Annotated in this window: 13 protein-coding genes; 2 read left to right on the top strand and 11 right to left on the bottom strand. The window is 50.8% G+C overall.

Features of this window, described 5'->3' with window-relative positions; translation table 11 throughout:
- Window positions 1-5: 5 nt before the first annotated feature.
- The 5 genes from PBOR_RS07865 to PBOR_RS07845 all read right to left on the bottom strand — a co-directional run bounded on the left by PBOR_RS07865 (window position 6) and on the right by PBOR_RS07845 (window position 5,812).
- Window positions 6-611: a pentapeptide repeat-containing protein gene (locus PBOR_RS07865; RefSeq protein ID WP_042211190.1), complete on the bottom strand. Its 606-nt coding sequence runs from the start codon at window positions 609-611 to the stop codon at window positions 6-8.
- A 150-nt stretch (window positions 612-761) separates the two neighbouring features.
- A complete protein-coding gene (locus PBOR_RS07860) occupies window positions 762-1,100 on the bottom strand; it encodes a hypothetical protein (protein WP_157763995.1) in 339 nt (112 codons plus the stop codon).
- A 2-nt stretch (window positions 1,101-1,102) separates the two neighbouring features.
- A complete protein-coding gene (gene uvrA / locus PBOR_RS07855; protein ID WP_042211188.1) occupies window positions 1,103-3,970 on the bottom strand; it encodes an excinuclease ABC subunit UvrA in 2,868 nt (955 codons plus the stop codon).
- A 232-nt stretch (window positions 3,971-4,202) separates the two neighbouring features.
- Window positions 4,203-4,937 (bottom strand): hypothetical protein, encoded by a 735-nt coding sequence (locus PBOR_RS07850; protein ID WP_157763994.1) that lies wholly within the window; start codon window positions 4,935-4,937, stop codon window positions 4,203-4,205.
- 245 nt (window positions 4,938-5,182) lie between these two features.
- Window positions 5,183-5,812: a YfbR-like 5'-deoxynucleotidase gene (locus PBOR_RS07845; RefSeq protein WP_042211186.1), complete on the bottom strand. Its 630-nt coding sequence runs from the start codon at window positions 5,810-5,812 to the stop codon at window positions 5,183-5,185.
- 304 nt (window positions 5,813-6,116) lie between these two features.
- Between PBOR_RS07845 and PBOR_RS07840 the strand changes: the two genes are divergently transcribed.
- Together PBOR_RS07840 and PBOR_RS07835 are read left to right on the top strand one after the other, a co-directional pair.
- The gene (locus tag PBOR_RS07840; protein ID WP_042211185.1) at window positions 6,117-6,332 is read left to right on the top strand and encodes a PspC domain-containing protein; all 216 of its coding nucleotides are present in this window, start codon (window positions 6,117-6,119) and stop codon (window positions 6,330-6,332) included.
- Between the two features lie 48 nt (window positions 6,333-6,380).
- Window positions 6,381-7,055, top strand: coding sequence for a PspA/IM30 family protein (locus PBOR_RS07835; RefSeq protein ID WP_042211184.1), 675 nt, complete (start codon window positions 6,381-6,383; stop codon window positions 7,053-7,055).
- Window positions 7,056-7,165: 110 nt separating this feature from the next.
- On the opposite strand, the gene PBOR_RS07830 is transcribed toward PBOR_RS07835, so the two are convergent.
- The 6 genes from PBOR_RS07830 to PBOR_RS07805 form a co-directional block, all read right to left on the bottom strand.
- Entirely contained in the window at window positions 7,166-8,797 is a 1,632-nt protein-coding gene (locus PBOR_RS07830; protein WP_042211183.1) for a glycoside hydrolase family 13 protein, read from the bottom strand.
- A gap of 5 nt (window positions 8,798-8,802) precedes the next feature.
- A complete protein-coding gene (locus PBOR_RS07825; RefSeq protein WP_052429373.1) occupies window positions 8,803-10,524 on the bottom strand; it encodes a glycoside hydrolase family 66 protein in 1,722 nt (573 codons plus the stop codon).
- Between the two features lie 43 nt (window positions 10,525-10,567).
- Window positions 10,568-12,142, bottom strand: coding sequence for an ABC transporter substrate-binding protein (locus tag PBOR_RS07820; RefSeq protein WP_042211182.1), 1,575 nt, complete (start codon window positions 12,140-12,142; stop codon window positions 10,568-10,570).
- 84 nt (window positions 12,143-12,226) lie between these two features.
- Complete coding sequence (locus PBOR_RS07815) at window positions 12,227-13,105, bottom strand: carbohydrate ABC transporter permease (protein ID WP_042211181.1); 879 nt, start codon at window positions 13,103-13,105, stop codon at window positions 12,227-12,229.
- Window positions 13,106-13,117: 12 nt separating this feature from the next.
- Entirely contained in the window at window positions 13,118-14,047 is a 930-nt protein-coding gene (locus PBOR_RS07810; protein ID WP_042211180.1) for an ABC transporter permease, read from the bottom strand.
- A gap of 75 nt (window positions 14,048-14,122) precedes the next feature.
- Window positions 14,123-15,751, bottom strand: a complete 1,629-nt coding sequence (locus tag PBOR_RS07805; RefSeq protein ID WP_042211179.1) for a helix-turn-helix domain-containing protein — start codon at window positions 15,749-15,751, stop codon at window positions 14,123-14,125.
- Between the last annotated feature and the right edge of the window lie 2 nt (window positions 15,752-15,753).

The following is a 15,753-nucleotide window of genomic DNA, read 5'->3' as shown; positions in this document are numbered from 1 at the left end:
CTATCTCAATCCACCTTCGCCCCGTAGGAACGCATGAACAGAGCAGCCTGTTCCAGATCCATCCGTGCGCCTTTTACATCCAGTGCCTTCAGGTCAACACCCTGCAGATTCGCTCCCCGCAGGTCGGCCCCTGCAAGCTTGGCCCGGCCCAGAGATACCCGCTCCAGATTGCAGTCTCTGAGATCTGCCTTCGTCAGGTCGGTATCGGTGAAGTCGGCCTCGAAGAAACGTACTCCGCGCAGGTCCTGTTTACTCAGATTGGCATGCCGCAGATTTGTGTACGACCAGTCTCCACCGTCAATGGTAATGCCGTCCACCTGGGCGCCGGAGAAGTCCGAGCCGGTCATTTTGCAGGCGATAAATTTGGAGACAAAGAGATTCGCGCCGTTAAATTTGCAATTCTCAAAAGCGGACTCGTTATGAATCGAGGAGTTCAGGCTGACACCCTTGAAGTCGCATTCAATGAACCGGCAGTAGCTGGTATCGATTTCTTCCATAGAAGTGTTCATAAACGTACATTTCTCAAAAGTGCAGCTGATCAGCTCACCATAACGCAAATCCTGCCCGTCAAAATGGACACGGGTAAATTCGCGGTCTTTATATTGATACATGGGTTAACCTCCGGTATATAGTATTTATTGTGTACAAAAAACTTGGCGGCCCTCACCAGAGAACTCCCCGGGAAAAGACCGCCGACACTTATTAAGCTTATGTTCCATCTCTATTATAGTACGCTTTTAGCCTTCCTGGTTAGTCTGGCCCTATCCCTTGTTCTTCGCCTGAGCAGCCTTCCGCCGCGATTTGCTCTTGTCATTCTTTAATTGAAGCTTCTCTTCAGCAAGTCTTGCATGCTCTGCCTCCCGCTGCTGTTCCCGCAGGAGCTGATCTGCTGCCCGCTGCGCTGCTTTTAACTGCACTTCCTTACCGATTTGTGCCTGCAGCGCCGGATCAAGAATGCGCAGATGCTGCTCAAAAGCCTCCGGGTACAAGAAGCTTTTCTCGCCCGTATCTCCGGAGAAATCAATGATAATCCGCTCTTCCACTTGACTTACGACAGTTCCCGCTCCATATTTGCTATGCTCAACCTGCATATGGATCAAGTTCATCTTCTCCCCATCTCTTTGTTCAGATATTTGCCAGTATAACTCTTCTCATGCACCGCAACCTCTTCAGGAGTTCCTGTACAGACGATCTCTCCCCCATCCGCGCCGCCCTCCGGGCCGAGATCAATAATGTAATCAGCATTCTTGATCAGCTCCAGATTATGTTCAATGACCACTACGGTGTTGCCGGCATCGGTCAGGGAATGCAGTACATCAATTAACTGGTGCACATCGGCAAAATGCAATCCGGTCGTCGGCTCATCCATCACATATAGCGTGGAGCCGGTAGCCGGCTTAAGCAGCTCTGCCGCCAGCTTCACCCGCTGCGCCTCGCCGCCTGACAAGGTCGTGGAGGATTGGCCCAGCTTGATATAACCGAGGCCAACGATGCAAAGAGCCTCAAGCTTTTTACGGATCTTCGGAATATTGCCAAAGAACTGGACGGCTTCCTGAGCGGTCAAGTCCAGCACATCCGCGATGCTTTTACCTTTATAATGCACCTCAAGCGTCTCCCGGCTGTATCTCCGTCCCTTGCAGATGCTGCACTGCACATACACATCCGGCAGAAAATGCATCTCCACCTTGATCAGTCCGTCCCCCGCACAGGCTTCACACCGGCCGCCCTTGATATTGAAGGAGAACCTCCCCGGGCCGTAGGCACGAACCTTGGCCTCATTCGTCAGCGAGAACAAGGTACGGATATTATCGAACACCCCTGTATAGGTAGCCGGATTAGAACGCGGAGTACGCCCGATCGGCTTCTGATCGATATTAATAACTTTGTCGAGATGCTCTATCCCGTCGATACTCTGATGTTCCCCGGGAATCGTATGAGCCCGATTAAGTGTAGAAGCCAGCTTCTTGTACAGGATTTCGTTGACCAGACTGGATTTGCCTGAGCCGGAAACCCCGGTCACACAGGTTAACGTGCCTAAGGGAATAGATACCGTAATCCCCTTCAGATTGTTGGCGGCAGCTCCGGTAATAGTCAACTGTTTGCCGTTCCCGCTCCGCCGCTCTTCCGGGACGGATATTTGTTTACTGCGGGACAGGTACTGGCCAGTGATCGAGTTGGATTCAGCCAGTATATCTTCAAGGGAACCCTGCGCTACAACCTCACCGCCGTGTATTCCGGCATTGGGACCTATATCGACAATCCAGTCCGCCTGGCGGATCGTATCTTCATCATGCTCCACTACAATTAGTGTATTGCCGAGGTCGCGCATCTTCTTCAGCGCCAGCAGCAGGCGGTCATTATCCCGTTGATGCAGGCCGATCGACGGCTCGTCGAGAATATAGAGGACACCCATAAGACCGGAACCGAGCTGTGTAGCCAGACGGATACGCTGGCTTTCACCTCCCGATAACGTTCCGGCGGCTCTCGAGAGCGTCAGATAATTTAGTCCGACATTATTCAGGAACTGGAACCGGGCATCAATCTCCTGCAGGATGGTACCGGCAATCTCCGCATCCGCAGCAGTCAGGCTAAGCCCGGCAATAAAGTCTACCGCAGCCTCCACCGGCAAATGGCAGAACTCTGCAATACTTTTACCGCCGATCTTCACACCAAGCACAACAGGTGACAGACGGTCACCATGACAATGGGGGCAAGGCAGGACGGACATATATTCCTCCAGTTCCTTCTTCATCGCTTCGGATGGAGTCTCCCGGTAACGCCGCTCCAGGTTGTTGACAATGCCTTCGAAGGCTTCTTTGACATATTTCCGTAGCGCATCACTTGAATGGTGCACTTCAAGCTTCTCGCCGTTAGTCCCGTACAGCAGCGCGTTCATAGCCTCTGGCGGCAGCTCCTGCAGCGGAGTGTCGAAGTCGAAGCCATATTTTTCACCCAAGGCCTCATAGTACATTTTGCAAAAAGAGTTGGTCTTCACATTACTCCAGCCGTTCGCGATAATCCCGCCGGAATGGATGGAGCGGCTGATGTCCGGCATAATTTTATCCGGATCAACCTTCAGATATGACCCCAGACCTGTACAGGCCGGGCAAGCCCCTTCATGGTTATTGAAAGAGAACATGCGTGGGGATAGCTCCGGCAGAGACACTTCACAATGCGGGCAGGCGTAGCTCTGCGAATACGTTACCTCTTCACCGCTGGCACTCTGGTGAATGATCACCAGATCCCCTGACAGGGCAAACGCATGCTCCAGAGAATCGGCCAGCCGCTGAACATCCATGTCTTTCACGATCAGCCGGTCGATAACAATTTCGATGGAGTGCTTTTTATTCTTGTCCAGGGAAATGGGGTCTGTTACATGATTAACTACGCCGTTCACCCGTACACGGACATATCCGTTTACCTTAGCCTGCTCGAATATATGCTGATGCGTACCTTTTTTGTTCCGGACCATTGGCGCCAGTACCTCATATTTAGTTCCTTCCGGAAGCCCCGCAATTTGTTCAACAATCTGGTCCACGGATTGCCGCTGAATGATCCGCCCGCAGGACGGGCAATGCGGGATTCCGATCTTGGACCATAATAAACGCAAATAATCATAAATCTCTGTTACTGTTCCTACGGTGGAACGCGGATTGCCCGAGGTGGTTTTCTGTTCAATGGCGATGGCTGGTGACAGCCCGTCAATAGCATCCACATCCGGCTTGCCCATCAGTCCCAGGAATTGCCGGGCGTAGGATGACAAAGATTCCACATAACGCATCTGTCCTTCGGCGTAGAGCGTATCAAAAGCCAGGCTTGATTTACCCGAGCCGCTCACTCCGGTGAACACTACAAACTGATTACGCGGAATGTTAAGGCTGATATTCTTCAGGTTATTTTCTCTAGCTCCGCTTACCGTTATATATTGATGCAATTGTAGTCCTCCAGTATTGACCGGAAACCCGGCCATTTCAGTTCATCTGCTGCTCCCAGGCCATTTGATAATTATCACCTATAAATAAATTGTAGCATATGCCTGTCAAGTCTTTTTACCATATAATGTTATAAAATCAATAATTATTTCCCCCTCCTGTACTTCCCCCTGCTCTGTATGCCAGTACAATCCAGCGCCCGCTTATGAGTGGATAGGATCACAATAAAGCGGCCCCCGGCCGTCACTACGGTCCGGGGGCCACTTTAGGTTAGAGGATTGAATCAACATCCACTGCCGTCTCTCTCTCCATGTACTCTATTTTCTCCCGGCTGATTCTGTAGAGCTTATCGTCCGGGCCCGGATTCAGGCAGTCACTCGCTGCCACGAACCTTCTATCCGTATCCCGCAGCATATACACTCCGGTTATAATCTCTCCGCCGGTCAGCTTAATGTTCATTCTGGAGGCCTGGTAATAATTCGCGGCATACCAGCTGTACAGCGGCCGCATCAGCAGTTTACCGATTACGAAATAGAGTGTAACCATGACCAGCAGCAGCGCATACACTACTGCCCGGTCCTGCCCGTAGACGAAATAGAGGATATCGAACTGATCCGTCATATTCAGGTTATACGTAACAATCAGCCTCCCCATCAGCAGCATGCCGAAAAGCAGATAGAAGCTTAAACCAAGCAGCACGTGTATCAGCAGGAACCAAGGGCGGTTAGGCGAGGGCTGCCTGCGCATACCGCATGTCAGAAAATACGTAACGAGCAGTCCCGCAGCAGCCAGCGAAATCAGTAGCGGATTGCTCAGCGGATGAAGAACGTACAGAAGCAAGCCGTTAATCCCGGCAAAGATAAGAATATCCGCCAGTATGGATTTGGCCCGCTCTCTGGGACTGCCCGCCGAAAGCCGGACCGGGGAGCCGCCCTGCAGGAAGTCTACCGCCCACACGATCAACAGCAGCAGGCTAAACCAGGTTAGCGTAGTTGAGAACGGCATAAGGTTAAGATATTGCAAGGCCGAAACACCTTCCTTATTTTTCCTTTATCGTAGCATTTCGCCGGTCTTCCTGCCGTAACATTCATCTCCTTCATTATTGTAATAAATGTAATTGATTTCATACTACAGAACTGCAAGAATCAGAAGGAGCTCTGAACTTACTATATGCGAGGGCTTCCGCAAGCAAGCACCTTCAGGCCTGACTTACTTCTATATGTACATAAGAAAAAAGAGCCACAGCTCATCTACAGAGCCAGCGCCTCTTCCGTAATGCGTTTGATATCAATCGGGGACAGCGTTTCCTCATTCACCATATCCGGCAGAATCTCTGCCAGGAAATACTCGACACACTTAAGATCAATGTTCTTGATCTTGATCAGGGCGTTGCGGTACATCACCACAAATTCCTTCTCCGTGTTCCCTCTTTGCAGCTCGGCAAAAGCTTCATACACCTGATCCATCTTGTCGGCAACCTCCAGAATCAAGCCTTCAATCGACTCGTCCTTGCCCTCGCGCAGCTGATGGTAGAAGATACTTTTGAACTCATCCGGGATATGCTCCTTGATGAAGTTGTCGATCATGCCCTCCTCAACCTGCTGAATCAGCGACCTTAGCTGGAGTGAGGAGTGCTTCACCGGAGTTTTGATATCCCCGATAAAAATCTCCCCGTAATCATGGCTGCTCGTAATCTCGTACAGCTTCTTCCAGTCGATGACCGCACCGTGTTTCTCTTCAATATCAGCCAGTGTTTTGGCATATTGTACGACCTTCCAGGAATGAGCTGCTACGCTGTGCTCCTCGAATTTGAATTTGCCCGGACAGCGGATGATGCGTTCCAGTTCGTTCAGAGAGCGAAAATACTTGTGAATTCCCATGAGGCCAGTCCTCCCGTATGTTTATGATAAGCTCCGCTAGAGTACAGTTTAATCCTCCAGTGTCAGCTCCGGATGAACAACAAGACCTCTTTGTGTAAAAAATCCGTATTTCCCCTGGATAAATCTGTGTTTTCCCGGCCCCTCCCCGCCCTATTGCGGTCAGCATCCCCGACTAAGGTCGGGAACAAAGAACAGTCTGCAGGCTGTTTTGCCGCGCGGGATTAATTCGTACAATACATACATAGACAACGCAGTGAACACGCCGTGAACCGGCGATCACCATATAAGAGAGGAAGATATTCATATGAAAAAATTATACCGTTCCGTAACTGACAGCAAACTTACAGGCTTATGCGGAGGATTGGCGCGCTGGCTGAACGTTGACACCACCCTTGTTAGATTGCTCGTAGCCGCCGCTGCCGTTTTTAGCTTCGGTACCGTCCTGGTCCTCTATGTCATCGGCAGTGTCATCGTGCCCAAAGAATCCTACGGCGGCTTCACTGACGGTTTCGACTATTAATCACTCGTTCCAGACTACCCAACCCCAACTAAAAAGGAGATCATAACCATGAGTATATTCCAAAGAATCACCACGCTGACCAAAGCTGCTATCCACGAGGGACTGAACAAATTGGAAGATCCGATCCTGCTGACCGGTCAATATCTGCGGGATCTGGAGGATAAAATCACGGACGCCGAGAGCAAACAACGTGAATTCAAAGCCGCTGCCAGTGTGCTGGAGCGCCGCATCTATGAATATCAGGTGCTTGCAGAACGCAGCGAAGCGGAAGCTGTTCAAGCGATGAGCGAAGGCAATGAGCCGGCAGCACGCGCTGCGGTAATGGCTAAACTGCGCTATACAGAGAGCGGGCAGGAATGCACCGCCGGACTGCAGGAGACCCAGGCCACACTTGCTTCGCTTGAGGTGCAGCTGGCTAATGTGAAGGAAGAGCATAAACGTCTCAAAGCCAAAAGAGCCGAGTTGGCTGAACGCGCCCGCAAAGCTGCTGAAATCAAGCATTCGGCTCAAGCCAGCGCCTCCAGCACCCCCGGTGGATACCGCGGTCAGGTCTTGAACGCCGGCAGCGCATCCCGCGGCTTCGAACGGATGGAAGACAAGATTGCCATGCAGGAAGCACTTGCTGAGCAATCCGGGCTGGCGGCAGCTGCCGCTTCCAACCCGGAATCTCCACTGAATAGCGCGGTTGAAGCCGAGCTTGAGCGCCTGCGTAACCGCAAATAAGCCGGCAATGAAAAACCGGCAATAACAACAAGGCTGCCTCCCTTTTCATAAGGGCGGCAGCCTTGTTTTGGTGCAATAAACCTTTTTCAGCTAGGACTGAACAGGTTAGCCTAGGCAAGTACGACTGCAAAAGCTTCGTAAGGCCGTAATTGCAGCTGCTTAAAGTCCACATCATCTCTGGAATAGTTGCAGATAATGAATTCTCCGGCAAGACCCAGCTCCGGCAATTCCAGCGTGATGGGCTCCCCGCTGAAGTTGGCCGTCACCAGCCAGGTCTGCCCTTCATAGCGGCGGAAGTACATGAACACCTGATCCGGTACGCCGGTCACCAGTTCGAAATCGCCCCATACCACAATCGGGTTGTTCTTCCGCAGTTCAATCAGCTTACGGTAGCAATGGAACACTGAATCCGGGTCGTTCAGATTTGCTTCCATATTAATTTCCATATAATTCGGATGTACAGGCAGCCATGGCTCTCCGGTTGTAAATCCTCCGTTACTTGTGGCATCCCATTGCATCGGAGTCCGGGCGTTATCTCTTCCCTTCGCATTAATGGACTGAATGATAGCTTCCTTGGCATGTCCTTGCCCGATCCGTTCATGATACATATTGATGGCCTCAATATCCTGCGCTTCGCTGATATCCTGAATCGGATAATTGGTCATGCCGAGCTCCTCGCCCTGATAAATGTACGGCGTGCCCTTCATCAAATGCAGGAGAATGGCGAACATTTTGGCGCTCTGCACACGGTACTGCTTGTCATTGCCCCAACGGGATACAATTCTCGGCAAATCATGATTGTTCCAGAACAGACTGTTCCAGCCCTCGTCCCCCAGCTCGGTCTGCCATTTTGCCAGCACCTGCTTCAATTCACATACATCCAGGGGCTTCAGATCCCACTTCTCTCCCCCGTCCTGCTGATCCAGACCGATGTGCTCGAACTGGAACACCATCGACAGCTCCTTGCGGTCCGGATTGGAGTAGAGCTTGGCTGCTTCCGGAGTCGCCCCCCAGGTCTCTCCCACCGTCAGAACATCATGCGCTCCGAAGGTCTCCCGGTTCATCTCCTGCAGATATTCATGAAGCTTCGGACCATTTCCTGTGATCTCCTGATCGGGAATTTTGCCGACCAGATCAATGACGTCCATGCGGAATCCGCCGACACCCTTATCCAGCCAGAAATTCATCATGTCCCATACCTCTTGGCGGACCTTGCTGTTCTCCCAGTTCAGATCCGGCTGTCTGCGGCTGAACAAGTGCAGAAAGTACTGGCCGCTGACTTCGTCGAGCTCCCAGGCCGGTCCGCTGAAGGTGGAACGCAGGGAGTTGGGAACCCCGCCGTTGACCGGATCACGCCAGATATAATAGTCACGGTACGGGTTATCCTTTCCTGTGCGGGCTTCAATGAACCATGGGTGCTCGTCCGAGGTATGATTGACAACCAGATCCATAATAATCCGGATATTGCGCTGCCTTGCCTGTTCAATTAATTCATCCATGTCATCCATGGTTCCGAATTCGGTCATAATATCCTGGTAATCGCTGATGTCATAGCCGTTGTCGTCATTGGGTGACTTGTATACGGGACTAAGCCAGATTGCGGTAATGCCAAGCTGTTCGAGATAGTCCAGCCTGGTAATAATCCCCCGGAGATCGCCGATTCCATCCCCGTCGCTGTCTTGAAAGCTTCTGGGATATATCTGATAAATTACAGCGGTCTGCCACCATTTCGTATTGTTCAAACCATTCACTCCTGTAAGCTAAATTTAACTACAACCATGGACCAGATGCGCAGGGACGGCAAAGTGAATCTGGCCGCAAGTCCTTGCCCGTGAGGAACCACCTCGTAATCCAGGACAATCACTTCCTGGGCCTGATCATCCGGGCTGGCCGTGTAAATGCATTCAATCGGCTGTTCGATCAGCAGTGTGCACACCACATCATTTTGAGCTTCAGGCCGCTGTTTCTTGCCATGCTCCCAATAATCATCTTCAAGACCGGCAAGGTTAATCAGCTGCAGAATCTGATAGCCCGGCTTTCGCTTAATGATCGTCCAGACGGAATCAATATCTCCACTCGGTGCAAAAGGCACATTGCCTTCGAAGGTAATCTCGGTGTTAACCCCGGCGGTATAGGTATAAGACACATCTTCCAATTGCGCATCTTGTATCAGCACACCAAAACGCACGATGAAATCATAGTAACGTCTAACCTCAACGGCAAATTCAGGCCGCATCACTGCATAATCGGGATAGTAGGGCATAGTCAGCATTCCATGATCCTCACCCAGCAAGAGGTGATATCCCCCGCTGGCGAATATGGAGGCCATCGTCAGCAGCGCCCCGTTCTCAGCCCATTCCTTGTCATGTCCGGCTTCCGGGTAGAAGGAGGGCAGATAGGCGGAGAGGATAACCGGCTTGTGCGGGTCCAATGAACGCGCATGATCGATCAGCCCTTTAAGCTCACGTAACCGGACTACAGGGGGCCACACTTCAATATAAAGCGCCTCCTGATCCGACGAGGCCGTCTTACTTATAGGGTAATTGCCCACATTATTGAAAATAACCCCAGCCTCTGCGTTGATTTCCTTCACGGCCGCATGGGTCCGATTAATCAGTGCCGGATAACATTCCGCCAAATCGACCAGTTCTTCTTCCCCCCCGATCCGGCGTACGGCTTTCTTGGGAAAGCCGTATTGATCCATATGAATTCCGTCGAATCCGGCCTGTACGGCCTGACGGAACTGTTCAACAATATGATCGGTCCAAGGCGAATCCGGTGTAATATCCATAATATAGAATAGATCTATTAAGTGAAACGGATCTCCCTGGCGGTTATACAGTCCCCATTCCGGACGTGCCTGCAGGAAGTCCTTAAGACCTGCATATACCGCCCCATAGGCCATGGCAGCCATTCCTTTACCGTGCACGGCTGCGACCTTCTCACGGACAACCTTATAGGACATCGTCCGGCCCATCGGATCAATAAATTCATCCTCTTTCGGAACCAGATCATCATGCCGGTACATCCAGTCATAGAACTGAATGACATTCAAGTGGAACTTGTTCATGCTGTCGACGTCACGGGTGTCTCCGGATTCTTCACTCCGGAAATCGCTTAGAAATCCATACCGCGGCGCCCGGCCCCAATGATCGGCAATATCGTAGGAGGTATAGGCGGTTGACACTACAGCTTCATTGCACAGAACTGTAGCCTTGACCCCATAACCCGCCCACTCTGTAGCTTCAGTGAACAAGGGACAGGGTACTCTCTGTCTCAGGCCTGGTTCCGTACTGATGCTAAGTCTTTCTTCAGCAACCTGCTGCTCCAGCTTGTAGAAGCCGACAACCAGTTGCAGAGCCGCTTTCTCCCGGGTCTCCACTTCAATGATAATACTGCCGGATTGACCGGTTTTGTACTGGGCTTGATCCGGATATATATCTATATGTGTCAATATTCTATTGTCCATATGAATTCTCCAATGCTTGTAGATTGAGCTTAGTCACTTCCGCTTATTTCTTGCCGTTTTCCGCCAGCCAGGCATCCAGCTGCTTTTGCGCTTCCGCGATGACTTTATCTGCTCCTGCCACTTTTTGTTTTTCCAGCATTTTAGGAAGAGACTCTTCCGGATCGAGCTGACCGGACTTCAGACCGTCAACAAAGGTTTTGTTGGCGTTGTCGATCGAGATCAGTTCATTTTTTACCGGCTCCGGATCGAAGACAAATCCAAAGATCCGCGAAGGATTAGAAGAAACCTGTTCGTTGAACTTCTCGTAGTTCTGGTATTTATTCGGATCTTCGCCTACACGGGTATAGTTGAGCATTTGATTGCCGAGCTGCCACATAATATCGTGATAGTAGCCGACATTATCTGTAGTTTTGCCTTCCGGCAGCGCAACTTGACCGTCTTTGAGCACATAATGGGTTCCTTCAATCCCGAAGTTGAAGAGGGTCAGCAATTCCTTGTCCTTATAGAAAAGGTTAAGCAGCATCATGGCACGTTCTGGATCTTCAGAGCTTTTTGAAATCGCATACATAGTTGCTGTCATTTTCCCTGTCTGCAAACGGTCAATATTAAGCGGAATTTGCAGCATCTCACGGCCCGCTTTAATCGAACCATTCGGTGAAACGGCTGCCTTGCCGATCTCCATATCCGCGATAATATCCATATCAGAGACAAAGGCGAAGCCTTTACCCGCTTGAATCTTCTTCCAAGCGTCCAAACCGGGTGTCAGTGCATCCTTGTTAATGTATCCTGCCTTGTACCATTTGTTGGTAAGCTTGGCAAGCTCCATATACCGCGGAGTCGTGTAGGAATTGATGACTGTATAATCATCTGCCGCTGTTCCCACGGTGTTAATCGCTGCAATACTCACAATAGAATCCAAATTCGTGGATGAATAGTACGCTTCGAGAGGAAAGCTTGGTGCCACTAAAGGCGTAATCCCCGGTTCGTTCTCCTTGATGGTCTGGAGCATCGGCTCCAGATCCTCGACTTTACCAGACTTCAGTGCAGTCAGGTCAAAATTGTACTTGTCCACAAGCTCTTTGTTCAAATACACCCCTTGTGCACCGCCCAGCTCCTGGTGGGTATGAATACCGTACAGCTTGCCGCCGCGCTTAGCCGGGCCGTGATAGTCCTTCTCCACAGCTTCGATGTCCGGGCCGTATTTTGCGAGCAAATCATCCAGCGGCAGCAAGCCCCCTTTGGTCACCTGTTGCTGGAACCCGAGCCAATCCGCTGTAAACAGCAGGTCCATTTTGTCGCCGGAGGCCATCATCAGGTTCGTTTTATCACTCCAGGCGCCCCAGTCGATGGGATTCAGCTTGACCGTCATGTTCATCTCCGGATAGGTCTTTGCCAGATAATCATTCATCGCATCCTGTACCCGCTGATTATCATTTTGCGGCGCATCGGGGAATACCATTACGACTTCGTAAGGCTTCAATCCGGAGCTGGCCGCGCTTCCCGGCTGGGCTGTGCCCGCCGGTGAATTTGCAGCATTATTCCCGCCGCAGCCGGCGGCTACAACTGAAGTCAGCACAAGCGATGACAGTACAACAGAACTCTTTTTCAACCACTTCATAATTAATAGACCTCCCTGGAATCCTTCTGTATTATTGCCTCATCATTCTGGACTTGCTTATACTAATCCGGTCATTTACCGGGATCAGCCTTTCACAGCGCCTACGGTAAGGCCTTTGACGAAATACTTCTGCAGGAAAGGAAATACCAGCACCAGCGGTCCGATTGCAATCATCGCCATCGCCATCCGGATAGATTCAAGCGGCGTTGTGACCTGTGCGGTTGAGCTGTATGCCTTATTGGCAATCGTCTGCAGGAACGAAGCGTTCATTAAGGTTTTGGTCAAAAGATATTGCAGCGAGAACAGCTTCTCATTCTGGATGAAGACCAGGCTTGTAAACCAGTCATTCCAGTAGGATACGGTGGTGAATAACCCGATTGTAGCCATTACAGGCAAGGACAGCGGCAGAATAATGCTGAAATATGTCCGGAATTCACCTGCCCCGTCGATCTGAGAGGAATCAATTAGGGAAGGCGGTATGCTGTTCGTGAAGAAGGTCCGCATAATGATAACATTGAAGCCGCCGATCAGACCCGGAATGATAAGCGCCATCAGCGTATCCTGAACATGCAGGAACCGGGTGTAGACAAGATACCAGGGCAGCAAGCCGCCCGAGAACAGCATGGTGATCAGGATGTAGAAGCTCAGGGCACCTCTGAGCGGGAACTCTTTCCGCGACAATGCATAGGCCATGGCCGAAGTCACAAACAGACTGACGACAACTCCAATGAGCGTTACCGAGGCAGACACACCGTAAGCCCGCAATATTTTCCCGGCATCTTCAAATAAATACTGATAAGCGACAAGGCTGAATTTGCCGGGCCAGAAGCTGTATCCATTCGCAGTTACCCAGTCTTCATCAGCAACCGATATCATAAATACAAGCCAGAACGGGATCAGGCAGGCAAGACTGAACAATGACAGGACGATAAGGATAATGGGATTGGTTCGTTTTTTCTCCATGGTGTCCTCCTTCTAGAACAAAGCATTTTCTTTGCTGAATTTACGGACAGCCAGGTTGACGGTAATGACAAGTGTAAAGCCAACCACCGATTGCAGCATCCCTGCCGAGGAGGCGAGTCCCGTATCACCGGTAACCATTAACGCCCTGTATACATAGGTATCGATAACATCCGTTGTCTCTTTGATCATGCCGGAGGCCATGGTTGCCTGATAGAACAGACCGAAGTCAGCGTTGAAAATCCGGCCGATCGCCAGCAGTGTCATGATGATAATGATCGGTGCAATCAGCGGAATCGTAATTTTCGTCATTTGCTTCCAGCGTGTGGCCCCATCAATGACGGCTGCTTCATAATATTCAGAATCTATTCCGACAATGGCTGCCAGATAGACGACGGCCGAGTAACCCACACCCTTCCAGGTGTTAACAAGGGTCAGGATATAAGGCCAATGCTCTGCTTCCGCATACCAGTTTCTAGGATCTATCCCGAAGGGCTCCAGAATGAATCTGTTGATGAATCCCAGCTCCGGATTCAGAAATCCATAGACAATATAGCCGACAATGACCATGGAAATGAAATTGGGCAGGATCACTGTGCTCTGAAAGAACTTGGAGGCGAACTTATTTTTGACCTCGTTAAGGAGAAGTGCCAGCATCACAGCGAGTATCGTATTGATGATCAGGAAGCTAAGGTTGTACAGCAAGGTATTCCTGATGATCAGCCAAGCGTCGTTCGAAGCAAACAGAAACTTAAAGTTATCCAGTCCGATCCATTTGCTGCCCCATATTCCTGCCGTATAATTCAGGTCCTTGAAGGCCAGGAAAATACCGAACATGGGCAGGTAGTTATTGATCAGCATCAGCAGCACACCAGGCAGTGCCAGCACGACCAGTGCCCTGTACTTCCATATCCTTTTCCATTTTGAGTTGCTTTCCGAAGCCATAGTTCCACACCTTCTTATTGGGTTATGGCTTTATTATAAGGAGTTGCCTGCAGCTGCTCTGCCGTTTTTATAACCTTAGTCCAGTCGTTTTGTGACATTGCGGTACTCCTGGGGATTGACATCGAACTGCTTGCGGAACATTTTGGTGAAATGTGAGAAATTGCTGTAGCCCACCTGCTGCGCGATCGCGCTGACCGGCATATCCGTGGTGTCCAGAAGCTCGCGGGTGCGGTTCAGCTTCACCGAAATCAGGAAATCGATAAGGTTCTGGCCGGTCTCTTTCTTGAACAGCCTGGAGAGATAAGCCGGGTTCAAGCCCACATAGTCAGCGACACTGGCCCTGGAGATTTCTTCCTCCACATGCTGCTGGATGTAGCGGATGGACCGCTCAATCACACCGCCCTTCTCCTGCCGCTCGAATTCCGCTTCCATGACCGCTGATACGATCCCTTCCGCCCAATGCCTGTATTGAAGCAGTCCCCGGATCCGGGCGGTTGTCCAGTCTGTAAACAGGGCGATGCTTCCCGCATTGATTCCTCTGACCTGCAGGAAGTGGTAGATAATCTGCAGGGTATCCTGATGCAGGGCGTCCAGATGTCTTCCCTGAAAGCAAGGATCGGCTTCCAGCTTCGCTGCCAGATTATGAATGAACTGCACAGCGGACTCACGTTTGCCGTTCAGCATATAAGAGATCAGATCACCCAGCAGGATATCCTCCGAATTAGAATCAGCTGATAATAATATCTGGTCCTGCGGTAAGTATAAAAGCACGGATTGGGTCCGGGAGATATTGTCACGCTCCATGATCTTTAGACTTTCACACATTCCCGGCAGCTCCTGAAGGGGTTTGAACGAACCGACATAGCAGGTAACGATGCTGTAGAACAACTCTTGACATGCCTGGATGAAACGTTTACCTATGGCAGTGAGCCTCTGAATGCTAAGCTTCTTAGTCTCCCGTTCTCCCTCCGCACCTCCGGCATACAGCAGAATGAACAAAACCCCGCTTTTATCGGTGACGGCCTCCCCCGGATACTCTTCTGTGAAACATTCCTCCGCCGCTTTCTTCACCGCATATTCCATGATTTCCTGATCACGCGGGCTGAGCGGTTTGGACCACTCCTCAATACTGATTAGAATCGGGAGCACCTGATCGTCAGGATTTAACCCTACCCCCGCACCCGCCAGCTCCCGGTCAAAGAAATCTCCGAACGACAGGATGCTGCGGGACAGCAAATCCTGCCAGAAACGTTCTACCCGCTTCGGCTGTTCCTGTTGCCACAGATTCAGATACTTATGATACATTCGGTTGTAGGACTCATACTCTTCCTTCTCGCGGATGGCCGCCATCATCCCCGATACGGCAGACAACAACTCATCCGTGTCAACAGGCTTCAGCAAGTAATCAAAGCTCCCGAGGTTAACGGCTTTCTTGGCATAGGAGAATTCGGAATGGCAGGTCAGAAATATCGATTCCGTCCAGGGAGAGTGCTCCCTCACCCAGCCGACCAGTGAAAGTCCGTCTTCATCCGGCATCTCAATATCGCAAATCAGCAATTCTATTCTCTGATCATTCAGCAGCGCTCTGGCCTTGTCGGCCCTGTTCGCCGTCAAGACCTCTTCAATCCCATACGCCTTCCAGTCGCAGCAGTAGAGCAGCCCCTCCACAGCGAATTGTTCATCATCTACAATCAATAATTGCATGG

It is taken from the genome of Paenibacillus borealis (genome assembly GCF_000758665.1).
GTDB classification, from domain to species: domain Bacteria; phylum Bacillota; class Bacilli; order Paenibacillales; family Paenibacillaceae; genus Paenibacillus_AQ; species Paenibacillus_AQ borealis.
Note: the sequence above shows the minus strand (reverse complement) of the source record. Positions and strands in the feature narration are given on the sequence as shown.